The 17,170-nt window shown below is 54.1% G+C and carries 15 protein-coding genes; 2 read left to right on the top strand and 13 right to left on the bottom strand.

Annotated elements, in window-relative coordinates; genetic code table 11:
* Nucleotides 1-3: 3 nt before the first annotated feature.
* A complete protein-coding gene (locus ABNU97_RS07205) occupies nucleotides 4-1,191 on the top strand; it encodes a glycosyltransferase family 4 protein (protein ID WP_348766078.1) in 1,188 nt (395 codons plus the stop codon).
* A 26-nt stretch (nucleotides 1,192-1,217) separates the two neighbouring features.
* Here the strand turns inward: ABNU97_RS07205 and ABNU97_RS07200 are convergent, their stop codons facing one another.
* The 3 genes from ABNU97_RS07200 to ABNU97_RS07190 form a co-directional block, all read right to left on the bottom strand.
* Nucleotides 1,218-2,045 (bottom strand): glycosyltransferase family 2 protein, encoded by an 828-nt coding sequence (locus ABNU97_RS07200; protein ID WP_348766077.1) that lies wholly within the window; start codon nucleotides 2,043-2,045, stop codon nucleotides 1,218-1,220.
* 45 nt (nucleotides 2,046-2,090) lie between these two features.
* Complete coding sequence (locus ABNU97_RS07195; protein WP_348766076.1) at nucleotides 2,091-3,338, bottom strand: hypothetical protein; 1,248 nt, start codon at nucleotides 3,336-3,338, stop codon at nucleotides 2,091-2,093.
* Between the two features lie 68 nt (nucleotides 3,339-3,406).
* Nucleotides 3,407-4,519: a glycosyltransferase family 4 protein gene (locus ABNU97_RS07190; protein ID WP_348766075.1), complete on the bottom strand. Its 1,113-nt coding sequence runs from the start codon at nucleotides 4,517-4,519 to the stop codon at nucleotides 3,407-3,409.
* 401 nt (nucleotides 4,520-4,920) lie between these two features.
* On the opposite strand from ABNU97_RS07190, the gene ABNU97_RS07185 reads away from it, so the two are divergent.
* Nucleotides 4,921-5,676: an FkbM family methyltransferase gene (locus ABNU97_RS07185; RefSeq protein ID WP_348766074.1), complete on the top strand. Its 756-nt coding sequence runs from the start codon at nucleotides 4,921-4,923 to the stop codon at nucleotides 5,674-5,676.
* A gap of 44 nt (nucleotides 5,677-5,720) precedes the next feature.
* Here the strand turns inward: ABNU97_RS07185 and ABNU97_RS07180 are convergent, their stop codons facing one another.
* From ABNU97_RS07180 to cysC, 10 genes are all read right to left on the bottom strand, one after another.
* Complete coding sequence (locus ABNU97_RS07180) at nucleotides 5,721-6,749, bottom strand: glycosyltransferase family A protein (RefSeq protein WP_348766073.1); 1,029 nt, start codon at nucleotides 6,747-6,749, stop codon at nucleotides 5,721-5,723.
* Nucleotides 6,750-6,766: 17 nt separating this feature from the next.
* Nucleotides 6,767-7,756, bottom strand: a complete 990-nt coding sequence (murB, locus tag ABNU97_RS07175) for a UDP-N-acetylmuramate dehydrogenase (RefSeq protein WP_348766072.1) — start codon at nucleotides 7,754-7,756, stop codon at nucleotides 6,767-6,769.
* Entirely contained in the window at nucleotides 7,743-8,999 is a 1,257-nt protein-coding gene (locus ABNU97_RS07170) for a UDP-N-acetylglucosamine 1-carboxyvinyltransferase (RefSeq protein ID WP_348766071.1), read from the bottom strand. The genes murB and ABNU97_RS07170 overlap by 14 nt, the downstream gene beginning before the upstream one ends.
* Nucleotides 8,986-9,486 carry a hypothetical protein gene (locus ABNU97_RS07165; RefSeq protein ID WP_348766070.1) on the bottom strand — a complete coding sequence of 167 codons (501 nt, stop codon included), beginning with the start codon at nucleotides 9,484-9,486 and terminating at the stop codon, nucleotides 8,986-8,988. The genes ABNU97_RS07170 and ABNU97_RS07165 overlap by 14 nt, the downstream gene beginning before the upstream one ends.
* A 45-nt stretch (nucleotides 9,487-9,531) precedes the next feature.
* Nucleotides 9,532-10,818: an oligosaccharide flippase family protein gene (locus tag ABNU97_RS07160; RefSeq protein ID WP_348766069.1), complete on the bottom strand. Its 1,287-nt coding sequence runs from the start codon at nucleotides 10,816-10,818 to the stop codon at nucleotides 9,532-9,534.
* A gap of 283 nt (nucleotides 10,819-11,101) precedes the next feature.
* Nucleotides 11,102-13,312, bottom strand: coding sequence for a polysaccharide biosynthesis tyrosine autokinase (locus ABNU97_RS07155; protein WP_348766068.1), 2,211 nt, complete (start codon nucleotides 13,310-13,312; stop codon nucleotides 11,102-11,104).
* A gap of 11 nt (nucleotides 13,313-13,323) precedes the next feature.
* The gene (locus ABNU97_RS07150) at nucleotides 13,324-14,577 is read right to left on the bottom strand and encodes a polysaccharide biosynthesis/export family protein (protein WP_348766067.1); all 1,254 of its coding nucleotides are present in this window, start codon (nucleotides 14,575-14,577) and stop codon (nucleotides 13,324-13,326) included.
* A gap of 157 nt (nucleotides 14,578-14,734) precedes the next feature.
* On the bottom strand, nucleotides 14,735-15,199 hold the full coding sequence (locus tag ABNU97_RS07145; RefSeq protein ID WP_348766066.1) for a low molecular weight protein-tyrosine-phosphatase: 465 nt from the start codon (nucleotides 15,197-15,199) through the stop codon (nucleotides 14,735-14,737).
* A gap of 112 nt (nucleotides 15,200-15,311) precedes the next feature.
* Complete coding sequence (locus tag ABNU97_RS07140; RefSeq protein WP_348766065.1) at nucleotides 15,312-15,791, bottom strand: protease complex subunit PrcB family protein; 480 nt, start codon at nucleotides 15,789-15,791, stop codon at nucleotides 15,312-15,314.
* A 607-nt stretch (nucleotides 15,792-16,398) separates the two neighbouring features.
* Complete coding sequence (gene cysC, locus ABNU97_RS07135) at nucleotides 16,399-17,043, bottom strand: adenylyl-sulfate kinase (protein WP_348766064.1); 645 nt, start codon at nucleotides 17,041-17,043, stop codon at nucleotides 16,399-16,401.
* Nucleotides 17,044-17,170: the final 127 nt, after the last annotated feature.

The raw sequence follows: 17,170 nt of genomic DNA, 5'->3' as shown, positions 1-17,170 counted from the left end.
CGCATGAATGCTACCGATCAGCCAGAGTCCGGATCAAAAACTTGCAAGACGGTCCTGTACCTTGCAAATACCGACTGGTACCTCTTCAACTTTCGCAAGAACCTGCTCAAACGAGCCAGCCAGGACGGCTGGCACGTTCGCCTGGCTTGCGGCGAAGCCGGCTACACGACCGCGCTAGCTGAAGAAGGCTGGCCCGTAGAAACGCTGCCGCTCAATTCGAAAGGCTCGAATCCGCTACGCGAACTTGGCGCACTCTATAAAGTGATCCGCTTGTTCCGAAAAGAACGACCGGACGTTGCCCATCTGTTCACCCTTAAATGCGTGCTTTATGGATGCCTCGCGGCGCCATTCAGTCGCAACACGCGATTCATCGGCGCCCTGACCGGAATGGGCTACTTGTTCACCTCTAACCGGCTGAGCGTTCGGCTGCTGAAACAGCTCGTGATCGCAGGGCTGCGGCTTGGCCTGAAGGTGTCCCGAGCACACCTCATATTCCAGAACGAATTCGATCGACAGGAATTCGTGGAACAAAAGCTGCTTCCACTCGAACGAACGAGCGTTATCCGTGGCTCCGGGGTCGATTGCGCAATCTTCAACCCCGAAAAGCGCCAGCCGTCGAGCGACGGCAACCTAAGGCTACTGTTTTGCGGTCGCCTAATAGAGGAAAAAGGCATACGTGACTATCTCGCCGCGACCACTCGGCTCAAGGCAGAAGGCTGGGAATTCACAAGCCGCATAGCGGGCGAGCCCTATCCAGGAAACCCATCCTCACTAAGCGAAGCGGAAGTCGATGAACTAAGGACGCACGAAGACCACGAATTTCTCGGTCACTATGCGGACATGCCCGCATTACTTGCGATGACCGACATCGTCGTATTGCCGACCTACTACCGTGAAGGTACCCCGAAAGTACTCTTGGAAGCAATGGCTGCCGGCTGTATCGTCGTAACAACGACTATTCCAGCGTGTGACGACCTCGTTGAAGAGGGAGTTAACGGCTTCCGAATTTCGCCCAAAGACGTTGACTCGCTCAATCACGCTTTAGCTAAACTCTTAAAATGCCCCCCTGAACAACGAGCGAATATGTCAGTAGCATCGACACGAATCGCACGTGAGCGATTTAGCGACACCCAAGTCAACCGGGCAACGCTAAACCTATATATGCCAGATTCAGTGACTGCAACCACTTAACTTCGATGAACAGGTAACAGAACGCATTACGTATCTTTATTACGTGTATAAGCCACGCGCGCACCGTCCCGAACTTTTCTCGGTAGCAATATAGAGACAAAACGGACTAATGCTACGCTGAACTCTCGGCCGGGGCGCCCGAAAGCCAAGTAGGCAGCAAAGTTATGCGATAACAGCACCCGTGCTCGTGCAACACGGTTGAAGTTTGCAGTGAAGTTAGAGCGTGGGTGGTAGTGGTGAACCGCCACGGGCACCGACGAACCGGCAAACCTAAAGCCAGCCTTAGCCGCACCGATCCAGAAAGGCAAATCGACGATCATTGGCGTGTTGGTAGGATAACCACCGACAACCCGCCATACTTCGCGTCTAAATGCAGCCGCGGTGTGACAAATCGGGACGCCATTGGCAAGCTTTTTTACCAATTGTTCGTGGCATTTAGGCGGATGCCGAAGCCACGTCTCGTCGGTGGCTTCGTCCTTAGCGTAGTAACTAAATGCCACGACGTCGGAAGTATCTGACGCGAAAACGTTACGTATCGCCGAACATCGATCGGGTAAAGAATAGTCGTCAGCATCCTGGATTGCCACCACGTCTGCGCTACACGCCGCAACTCCAATATTTAACGCGCCCGCGCGGCCAACACGCGGCATTTCGATCAACCTAATATTCGGTTGATTTTCACATAAGAGTTTCAACTCGGATACGGTCTCATCCGTGGACCCATCGTCTACGATGATCAACTCATCAACCGCCGCTAATTGATAACAAATCGACTCGACGGCTCGTCGAATGCAAGTGGCAGCGTTAAATGTGGTTATAACTATACCGATCGATGGCGTTTGGATATTGGCCATATTTTCGTTTTCCCCACCCCACTCAAAGCAAAATACCGTTTCCGATTAAGACAATTTTTGACGAGAATAAGTTAGACGCATGACCTGCCTTCGATTCGAAAAATAAGCCAGAAAAGGGATTGCCAACATAGTCAATGGCAAACGATATCGATCCGCCTGGCCGGCTACGCTAACACCGGAACCAAAAACCAAACCCGAGAACACTAGTGCGCAAATAAGTGCATAGAGACCTGTACGTTGGGATACATGCCGAGAGCTACGCCTTGAACGCCGCCTGAGCGCTATTAATGTAAAGCCCAATAAAAGCATACTTTCAGCCATAACGCCGAAATAAAACGGATTAAATGACGGCGTACTCCAGGGTAGCGGAGAATAAAGAAAATAAAACCCGAAAAGGGGTGTATACCAAACCATATCTATGGGATTCCGGATCGAAAACCCTTTTAAATAAGTTGACCCCGCGTCGATATCTCGCTCGCTACGCTGCTGCAAAGCGTCTAAACTTACCATCTGGCCTTCTCTGGATACCTTATTATAGCCGTAAGCCCCGCCGAAAACGGTGATAACTACAATAGGGCAGAGAAAAACCAGAGCGAGCATTCCACGCTTAGTCTTCCAAATCCGTAGCGCAGATATAAGGAGCAGACCTAGGACGAAGCTAAAAACGATAAAGCCGTAAGGCGGACGGAGTAAAACCAAGATCAATGAAAGCGGAATTAACAATACGAACTTCGCTAGCCGACCATTTCTATCTACGTGTAGACGTAGTGCAAGATAAACGGTCACACCGACTAGCATTATGGTGATCGGCATTCGGCCCAGCTCCATACTAAACCTTATTAGCGAGGGCCAAAACAATAATAAAGCGGCCGAATACCTTGGTGCAGGCCTCCCAACTATTATTTCAAATATTTTAAGTGAAAATACACACCCCAAAGTAGCTAACACTACGTTAATCGACCGGATAATTATGTAGCTATCGGTATCGAATATCGCGTATAGCGGCCCGCCATACAGGCTCGCATAAAAAGACGAAAGACGCTCTATACCGCTATCGTTTACGATAGAAAGCCAAATAGGGTTAGCCGCAAAATAGTCCCAGTAGTCGCCGATATCTGCGGAGCCAAATAAGCCAGTTTTTTCATGAACGCACATGACCAGCGCTTTAAAGAGCAAGGAAAAGCATGCCAGAGTCGCAAGCGTTTTCCGCCTTGAAACCACCGCAGTAGCAAGCAGGCCGATCGCGATGATTACGGCGCTCAACACAATCGAAGTAAAATAAGGCATATGCATCCGATCACTACGTCGGTATAGCAGGGAGATAACTCTAAGCCATCAAATAGCTAAAAAATGAATCGAGCCTAGGTTGCCGCGCGATGTGCTGAGTTGCGGTAGACCGCCTCGTATCTTTTGACTACGGACTCAACCCGAAATTTCTCCGCAACCACCTGTCTAGCAGAATGTTTCATTGTTAAAAGTCGCTCTGGAGTTTCTTGGAGCTCCAGAATGCGCTCGGCCCAGCTCTCCACGTCCCTGCATCGGGTGACTATTGCCGTCGCATTATCTTCCGCGTAATCGGCGAGTGCAGGGAGTTGATGCGTGACCACGAGGGCGCCTCTAGCCATGGCCTCTATCGCAGCCATGCAAAAACCCTCATAGTCGGACGACAGCACAAAGTAGTCAGCATCGTCTAGCCACTGGGTAACGTCTGATTGAAACCCGACGAACTCCAAATGACGCGTGATCCCCAGCGAATTAGCTAACTTTTTCAGCCGTACAAGCTCGCTCCCCGCCCCCACAATAGTCAGCTGCGGGCACGCACCACGATCAACCAACGCCTTAACCAGGCGGATCGCAAGATCAATTCGTTTGACGGGCGTCAACCGCGCTACCACGACTAGTCGCACATGATTTGCGCTACGCTGTTGAAGTTGGCTGTCTGAACAAACACTAAGCTTGAGAGGATTCCCGATTAACCACACCGGATATTTAAGCCACCGCGCCCACTGATCCGCTACCGCGTTAGATACGCCAATATACGTACAGTTTCTCCTGGGCAAGAGTTTTAAAGACCATCGAACTGCGGCGTTGTACCGCAAGCATTCACTGTGAAACGTAATCACAAGCGGCATACCAAGCATCAATGAAGCCGCACGGCCAATTACTAATGACCAGCCCATATGACAGTGCAGAACATCGACCTCATGCTCGCGGCACAACCTTCTAAGCCGGCTTAGAACTTTGAAAGCGTTATATCGGCTCTCGATGCAAATTTTTCGAATGCTATGCCCGTATTTCTGAACCGCCTCCGACCATGGCAGAACATGGACCGACGGGCGTTCCAGCGTCGCAACGTAATGCAAAAACCCGTAGTCGCTCTTGGCGACTATCGCATCAATGATACTTTCGACAGAACCATGAGGAAAATATACGTTGCAAATATGGAGGACCCTTATCGGGCGCGCATGAACCATCTATCCTCAACCCCAAGACGTTAATAACGCGCTCTGCAATGCAGTGCTCTTCACACGCACCTACCGACCCGTTTAGCCACGGTCCGCGAACAATGCCGACGGCCTACCATTATCAACTACCAGCATGTTAGCCAACCGCAATATTACATGAAATCCAATGGCCCCTGTCTCCGGCCCACGCGCCAAAATCAAGCTCGCCAACTCGCAGACCTTACGTACATGCAAAATGCGCTTGACTTGTTCGGCTCGTCGCGTCGTATAATCGTTAAATTTACAAGTTCATGACGCCTCGCGGCCCCACCTGCTTTAAAACATAAACAGCTTACAAAATGAGACCAATTAAAACTCTGTTAGCCCGATCTAACGACACTCGAAAGCTACTGCTCGCCTCGCGGCCGAATTTGAATAATTTCGGCGTCCTTTGTAAAGAGCTGGTACTTACCGGCGTGCGGGGGCGTTCTTCCGCCTATTCTTTTGATAGCCATCCTCTAAAAATTTCCCGAAATGGGCTTAGCTTTTATGTCGGAAGCTTAGCTGATGGAAGAACACTCGTATCTAATTTTGAAAAGGCGTTGGAACAAGCGCTTCGCTCATCGTTGGCTGGCCCTGACTGCGTCTTTATTGACGTCGGCGCGAATTTCGGCTGTTGGACCATACGGGCGGCGTCAATGGGCGCCAATGTTATTGCCATAGAGCCCGATCCACGTAATCTCTCGTTACTAAGGCGAAATATCGAATTCAACAAACTTGCAGGGAAAATTACTGTGGCGCCTGGTTGCGCCGGCGAAACCTCCGGGACACGCGAATTTGCCCGCGAAGAGTATGGCAGAAAAAGTACTCTTCTCGATTATAAAGACGCACAACCCGGTAATTACAAAGATACGATTGTCGTAAAGTGCTACTATCTCGATGAGTTCTTAGCACAGATCGAAGCTTTGAATCCTTCCAGGGTGCTAATGAAGGTTGATGTCGAGGGAGCCGAGGCGGAAGTCTTGGGTGGAGCGCAAGCACTTATCGAACGTCTCAGCCCTGTCATCATTTTCGAAGCTCTGTCAGGCGATGCTTTGCGCAGAGCGAAAGAAACTATTGCAGAAAATAATCCTAGCTATGTAGTCCGAGCGTTAGACAAAACCAACTACATAGCACAACCTGAATAGCTTTCCGCCGTTTTGCATTAACAAAGCTATGCCAAACCGAATTACTACTTCTTAGAGAACGGAGCAGCTGGCTTTCGGTCTACCGTAGAAAAACCGAATTTTTTTAAAGCAAACGCGAGCAGGCTATCAATTGCCGGAGCTCGCCGGCTTGCCACGACTGCAAGCCACGCGACACACGCCTCTAACGATAGCCGGTCACGAAGCGCCATGCGACAAAGCGCGTTCGCGCTCTCTAACTCGTTCGCTAGTAGGTATTTTACTGAACTTTTTGCTAGCGATTTACTTGTTTTTTTAGTAGGTGCTAGAAAAAGGCCACCTTGAGCACCGTACTTCTCAAGTATATCAACGCCATAAGTGGCGCGATCAAGTGCAGACTGGCGAGCGAACTCACTCAAACGAGTCTGGAGTATCCGTTTCTCGGTATCCGTCGACACACTGTCGCCAGGAATGATCCAACGTTCGTATAAAACATCGTCGATGACGCCGAAGCTCCCTAACTCCGTCATGCGTAACCACAAATCTTGGTCTTGAGCGAATCTAAAAAACTCGCGATACCCGCCTACGGAATCGTAATACGTCCGCTGAAACATAACTGAGCCATGGACGACAGGTGCCGTAGATAAGAAATCTGAGTGCTCTAAGTGGCGTTTTTTGAGCTTAGCCAGCGGCTGCTCAATTCGCTTATCGTGCAGCACAGAAACACGCGTAGTTTGACAGCTAACTGCAACCGAATCGCTATTTTTGGATAGCCATTCCCATTGCTTTCGAATCCGATCAGGGCGAGAGCGTTCTCCGGCGCCTTGAATAGCTACGAACGGGGCACTGGAAGCTGAAATAGCGGTCTTCAGCGAAGCTACAAAACCGCGATTCTCTTGATGGATAATTTTGAGGCGCCCATCATTATATGTATCCAATACCTCTCTAACCCTGGGATCTGTACTCCCATCGTTCACCACAACTATTTCGTAGCTATCAAATGTTTGGGCAAGTAGCCCGTCAACTGTGGCACGAATATAGTCGGCACGGTTGAACCATGCACAAACAATTACTACCTGTGGGTTGATGTTAACCATCTAATCGTGAACGTCCCTTAAATTTCTGATATCGCGGCGTCCGCACTTACTATTTCGCCACTAGGCCTGACATATCGCACCTCTGACTCGAGCTCATAGCCGGTTTGTTTCTGTACGGCTGCTTTAATTATTTTTATTAAGTTTAAAACGTCTACTGCGCTCGCGCCTCCATCATTGACGATGAAGTTAGCGTGCGTTTCAGAAACGACTGCTCCCCCTGACCGGATCCCTTTAAAGCCAAGCTTTTCTATAATACTGCCAGGCGGGCCAACCTCAGCATACATCGTCGGATTACTCTTAAACACAGAGCCACAATTCGGCTGCTTTTGAGGAAATTTGGCTCTACGTGAACGAAGTATGCTAAGTATTTCCCGTCTCACCTCCGCGCGGTCGTGTGAATGCTCAAACCTCAGAACCACCTCGCCTATAATTTCGCCATTGCATTGAAAGACGGATTGGCGGTAGCCAAACCCGCAATCATCGCCCTCCCGATGAATAAGCTCTCCATTCCGTGAGACGCTAGTAACCTCACATACCGCGAGCCCCACCGCTTTCCTCTGGCTGCCCCCATTCATACAGACGAGGCCCCCAAGCGTTCCCGGTATACCAGCCATATGTTCCGCGCCGGTCAACCCCGCCTTCATTATAGTTCTGACTAACGTCGGTACCCAGACTCCCGATTCCGCACGCACCATATCGCCAGCAATCTGAACGTTTGCCAAAGAGTTTCCCAATTGTATGCAAACCGCTCGCAACCCCTCATCCGCGAACAGAAGGTTACTTGTCGCCCCAATAACCAAAGGCCGAACTCCCGCAATCGCGAGCCATGCTCTTATCCTACATAGCTGTTCGAGAGACTTCGGTCGCACGAGGATATCGGCGGTGCCACCTACTCGCCATCGGCTAATTTGCTTAAGAGAGGCGTTTATAAACACCGCGCCTGGAGCCAGACGCTCTAAATCAGAACCGATTTCGTGTTTTCGGGAAACCGAATCAGAATTCAACATTCGCACCCAAACTAGCCAATTTCTGAGCGAAATTTACATAGCCTCGGTCGATCTGCCACGCGTCGTGGATACTCGTTTCACCGTGCGCCGTCAAACCACAAAGCGCAAGCGCAGCTCCCGCCCGTAAATCAAGCGCTTTGACGGTTGCACCTTGCAAACCGCCACCCTTTCCGAATATTCGTAACATCTCGCCGTCGATTTTGTAATCCATACCCATGAGCGCCATTTCACCAGCGTAACCGTACCGCCCCGGGAATCGGAGGTCGATAATCCGCGACTCTCCAGTAGCGACAGCTGCCCATGCTGCGAGCAATGGCTGAACATCCGAATTAATTCCCGGGTGCGGCCCGGTGCTAATTTCCACCGGATAGCAGGTGCCGCCCCGAACAATCAACGAACTTTCACCCTTGTAAAGGCGCGCACCCGCTGCGCGCAAGTGCGCCAATACGACTTCAAGGTCATCATACGGGAAACCGCAGATTTCTACGTCCCCCGACGTGATACTAGCCGCTGTCAACCATGTAACGGCTTCCATATTGTCAGGGATCACACGGTGCACGCCGCCTCCGAGCCCTTCGACGCCAGTGATCTCTATATGCTGCTGGCCGTAGATGTCGATACGCGCGCCAATACTCCGCAAAAAGGCCACCAAGTCGACAATTTCAGGCCGCACGTGCGGATTCCAGATTCGTGTAACGCCCTGTGCGAGGGTAGCAGCTAAGATAGCGTTCTCCGTCGCACCGGTAGACCGAATAGGTAAATTAATATCGGCACCCACTAACCCGCGCGGAGCGGCCGCGCACAAGTACCCATTTTCTTCCCAAACCTCAGCGCCGAGAACCTGTAATAAAGAAACATGGAGGTCGTATTTTCGCTCGCCCAGCTGACAGCCGCCCGGCAACGGCACCCGGCCTTCGCCCAGCCTTGCCGTAAGCGCCCCGAGAATAAGAAGCGTATTACGAATGGACCGGCCGCTCCAGTCGAGCTGACTTTGCAGCTGCCGGTCTTCCGAAACGCGTATTTCTTCATCTGAAATAGCTTCCACCGACTTCCCTAAGGCTTCTAACATCTCAAAGTGAATTTGAGCATCCAGGAGTTGAACGGGAAAATTACTGAACGTCACATCGCTATTGGTGAGGAGGCTGGCGGCGAGAACTCGCAGCGCGCTGTTTTTCGCGCCGCTCAACGATACGACACCATTTAATGTCGATTTCTCGACTTTAAGAACTTTAATTTCCGACATAACTTTCGCCTTTTTGGGAAACAACCTGCGCAGGTGATCCGACCACAGTAGCTCCCGCGGGCACATCCTTTATAACAACCGCCGAAGCCCCCACTACAGCGCCTGTCCCCACCGTAACTGCTCCAACTACCGTCGCGCCCGCAAATACAACTACATCCGAACAGATTTCAGGGTAGCGCCGACTGCAACGTTCGCCCGACCTAGCGGCCCCCAAAGTCACATTTTGGTATATGGTCACGTTGGCGGCGATCTTGACGCCATCACCGATAACTATCCCCGTCGGATGGGGAAATTTTACATTAGGTGCAATTTCCGCCTGAGCTGATATAAAGACACCATGCGCAATTTGAAGTCGGGCCGAAACAAACTTAGCCAGCTTAGGCATGCCTTTCGCTCGAAAATAACGCATCAGTGCTACATAAGCTTTTACTCTAGGGCCCATTCCTGCTAGCGCTAGCTGCTCGATGCGAGTTATAAGTAGTTTCATAAGTTTAGTGCGCTACGGTATTCAAATCATCGGCGCACGTGAATGCTACGCGCGACTCGGAGACAAATAGCGGAATACGAGAAAACTGACAAATAGATAGTAAAGTGTCATGTAGGCGCTATAGGCCATAACGAAATGGCGAATCCCGATTTCAAGCAGACTTGTCAGGAAAAAAAGGACAATCAAACCCAAGAGTCGCGCGAGATTTATCAGAAAGAAAGCGCGTTGAGTTTCAAAGATATTGAAAACTTGTACTAACGGCGCCGAGGTCAACTGGAATAACAAGAAAACCGATAAGTAGGACGAATATAAACCCGCATCGTACCAATCCTTACCAAACGCAACTCTAAAAATATCCGGTCCGAGAGAGAACAATATCGCTACTGCCGGCGCGCCTATCACGAACATTCTTTTCTGAACACTCAAAGAAATGGCTCGTATTTCTTCTAGACGGTTTCGTCCTAACGCCGCGATTTCCGCGTAGAAAGCCCTGCTCATAGAGCGGCCGAGCAAGCTTATCGGCAGCCCTAACGACATAATCGCAAGGCCGAGATGACCAGTTGCGTTAGAACCGTAGCTTGATGCGCAGAAGAGTAATGGCGCCTGCACTGAAAAGACGAGCAAAAGTTGCGAAGGAAAACGATAGATCGGAAAATCTTTATAGTAACCAGCTACGAACAGAATTCTTTTGACGCTTAGTCGCCGACTTAAATTTCTCAAGTCCTCTACAAAAGACGATAAGTAATATCCGATACCACCGCTTTGAGTGGCGACTTGTCCCGCTATAAGGCCAAGGGGCTTTATCGAGAGCAAACCCAGCAATATTTTTAGGCTTTCACCAACTAATGACTGCGTGAGCTGCGTTCTGGCGATAACTTTATAGGCGCGTCTGCGCGTAGCCCATAACCCGAGCATTTCGTACGTTGCGACGCCCATCGCGCCCGGAACAATTATCCACCAAAACGGAAGAAGCTCGTCCGCGGCTAGCAACGGTAAGAGTGATTCTGAAAATAAGAACAGTGCGACGGTAGCGATTATGCCGAAGGCGCACATTATTGCGCTACAGAGCAACAGTATATTGATCGCTAGCCCGTCTTGGCGCGGCAATGGCAACGCTATTTCATAACGTAGTGTAAATGCCGGCACGAGAATATTGACGAATGAAGCAAATACGGCGAGCACACCATAGTCTGACGGCGTGTAGATCCTAGTCAGGAGTGGTATTGCACAAATTGCTATTAACCGTCCTGTTCCGCTACCCACCGCAAGGGTCAGCATCCCCCGCCACACAGTATTTGTGCTCACCGACCATGGCTTCTCTTTGCTAAACATATAAGGGCGCTTCCGGGCGTGAGAGGCACGTCGCCTGCCAGCAGTCGCCACCGAGGAGACATCTCATTGATACACAGGTACTGGTTTTATTTTCCGAGCACCCATATGTAAGCTCGTTAGTCGGCGAGGGGGCAGCACAGAGCGCAAGAACAAAGCCGTGCCAGATGAACCTGTCAGTCTCCGCAGTGATACGCCTAGCTTTTGACTCTCGCGAAGGTCGAGAGGGCCAGATTATCCGTCAGACTCATGACGACCTACAGCTTGCGAGGGGGCGGTCTTCGCACTAGTACCGATAGGCGTAATAACCGTACTTGCTGTAGCCGTAGCGCCGGCGATCAACTCGAAGGCCGTTGAAGATTGCGCCCGTCAATTTCAGGTCGTCGCGATGCATGCGTCGAATCGCCTGATCCACTTCGTGGCCGGTACTGTGCTCGCTGCGCACCACGAGGAATGTAGCCGCTACGTTATTGGCCACAATGCTGGCATCGGTCACATTGAGGATGGGCGGCAGATCATACAGCACGTAGTCGTAACGGCTCTCCAAGCCGGCTTTCATCTCGTTGAATCGGCGAGATACCAGCAACTCGGCCGGATTGGGCGGGCGCTTGCCGGTGGTGAGCAAATCCAGGTTTTCGATTCCGGAAACCTGCATGGCATCGTCGATCGCGACGTCTCCAGACAATACCTCGGAGAATCCCGGCCCCTGTTTAACGCCGAATGCTCGGAACAGCTGCCCGCGGCGCAAATCCGCATCGACGAGGAGTACACGTGCACCGGTCTGTGCGATCAAGGCAGCCGTATTCGCAGCGATGAAGCTCTTGCCGCAGCCCGGCGTCGGGCCGGTAATCGCGATGAACTTGGTGTCGCCCTCGATCATGGCGAACTGCAAGCTGGTCCGCAGACTGCGGATGCTTTCCACCGTCGGATCGTCCGGCCGATTGACGGCCAAAAGACTCAGTTGCCCCTTACGATTGGCGCTGCCTGTCTCCCAGCTGGAGAAAGGGACGGTCGCATAAACCGGCAACCCGTATTGCGACTCTATTTCGTTCGGGTCGTCGACTGTCACGCGGAGGAGCGCGCGCGTGATGACCAGCAAGATCGCTGCGACTACGCCCGCTAATAGGCCGATAACCAGCCAGAAGCCGCGCTTCGGCGCAATCTTCCCGCTGCTCGCGTATGCGCTATCGACAATATGCGATACGCCCGTAATACCGGCCTTGGTAATCTCCAGCCCTTGGGAAGTGTTCAGCAACTGCGTGTAGAGCTGGTTATTGACATCGACCTCGCGGCGCAGCTGCAGAAGCTGGGACTCCGCCTTAGGCAGCGTCTTGAGCTGACCTTGCAACTCATTGCGCTGGCGCACCAGGCTGGCGCGCTTATCGTTGGCGGCCTGCACCTGTGGGGCTTGCTGGGTGAACTCCTGCAACAGCTCCTGGCGCTGCAGTTCGGTTTGCGCGATCTGCTGATCAATGTTGGTGAGTCGCTGCAGTACGGAGTTTGCCTCCGCACTCAAGTCCAGCGTGCCGCTTTCGGTCTGGTAATCGCGCAGTTTGTTCTCTGCAAGGTCGCGCTCTTCCTTGATTTCGGGAAGCTGCTGCTTGAGGAAGTCGAGACGACGTTGCGCCTGCTCCGACTGCTTTTCTACGTTCTGCTGAATATACGCCGTCATGACGGAATCCAGCCGACGCTCGGCCTCCGCCGGCGAACTGCCTTGCAGCGTGAGATTCAAAAGGCCAGACCCTTGCGGCTGCTCTACAATCGTAAGCTTAGACTGCAGGCTGCCAATAGCCGCCGGCCGCGGTACGTATCTCACGTTGAAGTGGGTGCCCGGCTTGGCGTGCAGCGCTTCAACGAAGATTTTCATCGGACCGATGCCCGGCGCCTGGCCAGATGCGGTGGTGCCTACTGCGCCTTGTAGAACCTGCTCGCCGCCGCGGGTCAGTAGCGTGAAACGGTTGTTCTCGTTCGCGACGAGCTGAAACGACGCCGAGTTGACGGTATCTGGCATCTCAATGCGCGTGACGTTGACGGACTCGTTGCCCCAGGCATAACCACCCAAGAACGGTACATTCACGCCGTTCTTGAAATTGGCCGTTACGAAACGCGCAATTGGCTCGCCGATAACCGGGAAGTACGCAGGCTGTGCCCGCACACGCAAATGCAGGTCGTCTACCGCGTCACCTACTACAGAGCGCGAGCGGATGACCGTCGCCTCGGCGCTCACGGCCCTTATACCGGAGCCGCGCGCTGCAACTTGCTGCTCCATGAACGCCTGCGGCGCCATGTTCTGGCTTTGTTCGACACGCATGAGCGACGTCGCCTGGTACACCGGCGGTGTTTTCCAAGCGAAATACGTCGCGAGCAGCAGGCCGAGGATCGCAAAGGCAAGGATCCACGGCCAACCGTCTAGAACAATCCCGATATATTCGCGAAGGTCTATCTCTTTTTCATCGTCAGCGGATTTGGAATCGCGCTTGTCCTCTGCTGCTACCAAAATCGTCTCGTCTAGTTATTGTCGCGGCTCACGCGATCATAAAGATAGTAGCTCTGCGTGATCGCATTGAGCGACGGAAGAATAAGCGCGAGCGCACGGTTGAAGTTCACGAAGCTCGCCGGTGCAGCGAAGACCACGTCGCGCGGCTGGAGTTCAAACTGGTTGGCCAGCAGAAGACCGCTGACCTTGCTGGCGTCGAGCTTGTAGATGTTCGGCCGCATGACGGTTTTAACGCCGCCGTCGCGGGAGGGCTGGCTATCCACGAACCCGCGGATCACGTAGATCGCACTGGTATCTGCGCTATCAAGCCGCACGCCGCCTGCGTCGGCCATTGCATCGCTGAGTGACATGCCGCCAGTAGAGTACGGCAGAGCTGTCTGCTTGCTGAATTCGCCCACCATGAAGATACGGTTTGCGCTGTCATCAATGAGCAGACGGTCGCCCGGGCGTAGCGGCACGGGACGGCCGCTGGAATAAATCTCGTTCAAATCCAGCGGCGTCGATTCGCCTTCGCGAATGAGGATGACGTTCTGCACGCCTACGCCACCGCCCTCTTTCGTGGCCAGCGAGTCGCACTGGTCGAGGGCTTCCAGGACCGTAAGGGTGACGTCGGTAAACGGCACGGTGCAGGGCTTGGCGATATCGCCGGAAATATAGATGCGTTGGCTGCGGTACTCGCGCACGCGCACGTCGACCTGCGGTTCACGAATGTAGCGGGACAGGCCTTTGGAGATGCGTTGGCGCAGCTCCTTGAGCGTCATACCTTCGACGTTCACCTCACCCACATAGGGGTAGTAGATATTGCCGTCGGCGCTGACGAGCTGCCCCTGAATACCCTCGTTGTTCGTGACGCCCGCCGGGTTGGTGAGTTCGGGATGGCCGAAGACGATGACTTGCAACACATCGCCGGGGCCGATGGTGTAGTTCATGACCTCGGTGGGCGCCGTGGACACACGCTGCTGTGCTTCGCCGAGCGGTTTGGACGCGGCGATTTCCTGCTGGTGGCGAATAAGCCAGGGCGTGATCTGCAGCACGCGGGGCTCGTAGTCGATTTCCTGCTTGGACAGTTCTTCGTCGTAGGTGGCTGCGCTGTCGTTGCCGCCGAAGTTGTACCAGCTGCCGCTATCCATGGCATCGGAGCTGTAGCCGGGCAGCGCACAGCCCGTGGTTGCCAGAACCCCGGTTGCCAGCAGGCCGGCCACCGCCCAACGCATCACGCCATGACGTGCGTGCTTTGGCACGCCCCCTTCACCCAAGTTCGCCATGTTTGTCATTCCCCTGAATTCGTTATGGACGTATGACGCGCGCCTGCCGCCCTGCTTTTTGAACACCGCCAGTTTACGCGAACTGTGCTGCGCACACCCCAAAAAATTGCGCTGGGCGAATTATAGAGCGCTGACCGTGGACAATTTTATGACTGCTTCAGCCCGCGCCCTGGCTTTTAGCCCTCGCCGGCTGCAAACGGGCCAGCCATGCGGCCACGCCTTTGTCGATTTCAGCATAGGCGGTTTCGAATATGTCGTCGCTTAGACGATAGGGGTCCACGATGTCTGCGCCGCCGGTCCAATGCGATGTAAGAAATACACGGCCGCGGCATTCGGGATACTGTGCACACAGCCAGTCTTTCTGCCCGGCTTCCATCACCAGCACCAGCTCGAAGGATTGCAGCATGGGGCGGGTGACCTGCTGGCCGCGATGCGCTTCCAGCGATAGCCCTTCTCGAACGGCGATCGCCGCGGCCGGCTCGGGCATCTTGCCGCCCACCACGGCACCGATACCGGCCGAGGCCACCTGCATTTGCGGGGCGTCGCGGCGCACCAGCCCTTCTGCCAACGGGCTTCGGCAGATATTGCCGGTGCATACACAAAGAACGCTTTGGATTTGCATAGTCGAAGGGAGTCAGGGGAATTCAATCACGGGGGCTGGCCGTACATCGCCAGGGCCGGACCAGCGCACTCGCAAGATACGCTGATGTGCCGGCGTGACCATAGCTGCCGGTTTACGGCGTGATGTTCGCCTCGCCGCGCAGGTTGCCCAGCTGGTCGACCACGCGCACTTTGTCGTATTCGCCTGCCGGCGGGCGAATGGCCACGCAGGAGGCAATCAACGCCTGGCTGACGGCCGCGTCCAGACGGGGCGCCTTCCAGTCCATACCAATGGTGAGCGTGTCGTTTTCGATGGCCGTTTTGTTCTTGTCCAGCGCGACCGAATAACCGCCGGTCGGGCGTTGGCCCATTTCCACGACGATTACGCCGTCGGGCGACGCCATGCTCGGGCTGAATTCGCTGATGCTGCGATAGTCGATCCAGTTGCCGAACTCGGTGGGGTTACCGAAATACAGGGCGTTGGAATCCTGCGACGTGGTGCCGCAGTACTGGCTTTCGCCGATAACCTTGGCGCTTGGGCCACCGCGGCCGGGGCCAAGAGCACAGCCGGCCAGAACGAGTACCAGCAAACCGGAAAACAGCGATCGCGTCATGGGTGAAAACATTCGGTTGATCGATTAAAGCGGATTTCGGAATGCCGCGAAGCCTAGCATGAGGCGACGGCCGTCGGATATGAACGCAGCGCGGGTATCGGCCGGCGGCCGGGAAAGTTTCGGGTAGGTTGGCTGTCGTGTGGCGGCGTTGTTCGGGTTTGGGGTGCGCGAAGCGGCGGCTGTGCGGTTCTTTGGCGCGTGGATTTAACGCGGTTTTACGGGCTTCTTTCTTTGTTGGATTACGCTTCGCTAATCCAACCTACGGCTACACCGGGTCGAGGCCGCGGCGGCTGGCGTAGGTTGGCTTGGGCCGCCAGGCCGTAAGCCAACGCGGTACGGACCTCTTGGCCTTTCGAAGCTTTGAGGATTGGAATCGACGCCGGGGCTTCGTTCTTTGTTGGATTACGCTGCGCTAATCCAACCTACGGCTACGCCGGGTCGAGGCCGCGTCGGCTGGCGTAGGTTGGCTTAGGCTGCCAGGCCGTAAGCCAACATGGGCGGCCTCTTGGGCTTTCGAGGCTTTGCGGATTGGAATCGACGCCGGGGGCTTCGCTCTTTGTTGGATTACGCTGCGCTAATCCAACCTACGAGCGACGCGGCGGGCGCGTTAGGCGCGACGCGAGGTATCGGCTAGGCCGGCTTCGATATAGTCGTGCTCGATCAGGTAGGCAACGATCTGTTCGACGCCCTGCTCGATGCTGGTTTCGCCCGTGCGCACATGAATTTCCGGGTGTTCGGGGGCCTCGTACGGTGCGCTGATGCCGGTGAAGTTGGGAATACTGCCGGCGCGGGCCTTCTTGTACAGACCCTTAGGGTCGCGCTGCTCACACACCTCCAACGGGGCGTCCACGAACACTTCCAGGAAGTCGTTCTCGCCGCGCGGCGACAGGTTGCGGGCCATGTCGCGGTCTCTCCGGTAAGGCGAAATGAAGGCGCTCAGATTGATCAGGCCGGCGTCACGAAAGAGCTTGGCCACTTCGCCGATGCGGCGAATATTCTCGATGCGGTCTTCCGGGCTGAATGCCAGGTCGCGATTCAAACCCGTGCGAACGTTGTCGCCGTCCAGGCGATAGGTTCGACAGCCCATGTGATAAAGCCGCTCCTCGAGCGCCACGGACAGCGTGGATTTGCCCGAGCCGGACAGGCCCGTAAACCAGATGGTAAAGCCGCGATGCTGGTTGAGCTGTTCGCGATGCTTACGGCTGACGGTGCCTTCATGCCAGACGATGTTCGAGCTTTTATTTTGGGTCATAGGGTGTCCTGACTTAATGGATACGGACTGTGATACGCGATCGCTCATGTGTGCGTATCGCGCCCCCGCGTGCTCGACCCCTTCGTAAAATACCGCAAAGCACGCGCTTCGGCACATGCAAGTGTTG

It is taken from the genome of uncultured Salinisphaera sp., assembly GCF_964012375.1.
Taxonomy (GTDB): domain Bacteria; phylum Pseudomonadota; class Gammaproteobacteria; order Nevskiales; family Salinisphaeraceae; genus Salinisphaera.
Note: the sequence above shows the minus strand (reverse complement) of the source record. Positions and strands in the feature narration are given on the sequence as shown.

Bases quoted from the DNA above. Each gene is read 5' to 3' on its own strand.
- ABNU97_RS07150 (WP_348766067.1), bottom strand. From the start codon at position 14,577: ATGGCGAACTTGGGTGAAGGGGGCGTGCCAAAGCACGCACGTCATGGC.
- ABNU97_RS07165 (WP_348766070.1), bottom strand. From the start codon at position 9,486: ATGAAACTACTTATAACTCGCATCGAGCAGCTAGCGCTAGCAGGAATG.
- ABNU97_RS07145 (WP_348766066.1), bottom strand. From the start codon at position 15,199: ATGCAAATCCAAAGCGTTCTTTGTGTATGCACCGGCAATATCTGCCGA.
- ABNU97_RS07160 (WP_348766069.1), bottom strand. From the start codon at position 10,818: ATGTTTAGCAAAGAGAAGCCATGGTCGGTGAGCACAAATACTGTGTGG.
- ABNU97_RS07200 (WP_348766077.1), bottom strand. From the start codon at position 2,045: ATGGCCAATATCCAAACGCCATCGATCGGTATAGTTATAACCACATTT.
- ABNU97_RS07190 (WP_348766075.1), bottom strand. From the start codon at position 4,519: ATGGTTCATGCGCGCCCGATAAGGGTCCTCCATATTTGCAACGTATAT.
- ABNU97_RS07180 (WP_348766073.1), bottom strand. From the start codon at position 6,749: ATGGTTAACATCAACCCACAGGTAGTAATTGTTTGTGCATGGTTCAAC.
- murB (WP_348766072.1), bottom strand. From the start codon at position 7,756: ATGTTGAATTCTGATTCGGTTTCCCGAAAACACGAAATCGGTTCTGAT.
- ABNU97_RS07140 (WP_348766065.1), bottom strand. From the start codon at position 15,791: ATGACGCGATCGCTGTTTTCCGGTTTGCTGGTACTCGTTCTGGCCGGC.
- ABNU97_RS07195 (WP_348766076.1), bottom strand. From the start codon at position 3,338: ATGCATATGCCTTATTTTACTTCGATTGTGTTGAGCGCCGTAATCATC.
- ABNU97_RS07170 (WP_348766071.1), bottom strand. From the start codon at position 8,999: ATGTCGGAAATTAAAGTTCTTAAAGTCGAGAAATCGACATTAAATGGT.
- ABNU97_RS07205 (WP_348766078.1), top strand. From the start codon at position 4: ATGAATGCTACCGATCAGCCAGAGTCCGGATCAAAAACTTGCAAGACG.
- cysC (WP_348766064.1), bottom strand. From the start codon at position 17,043: ATGACCCAAAATAAAAGCTCGAACATCGTCTGGCATGAAGGCACCGTC.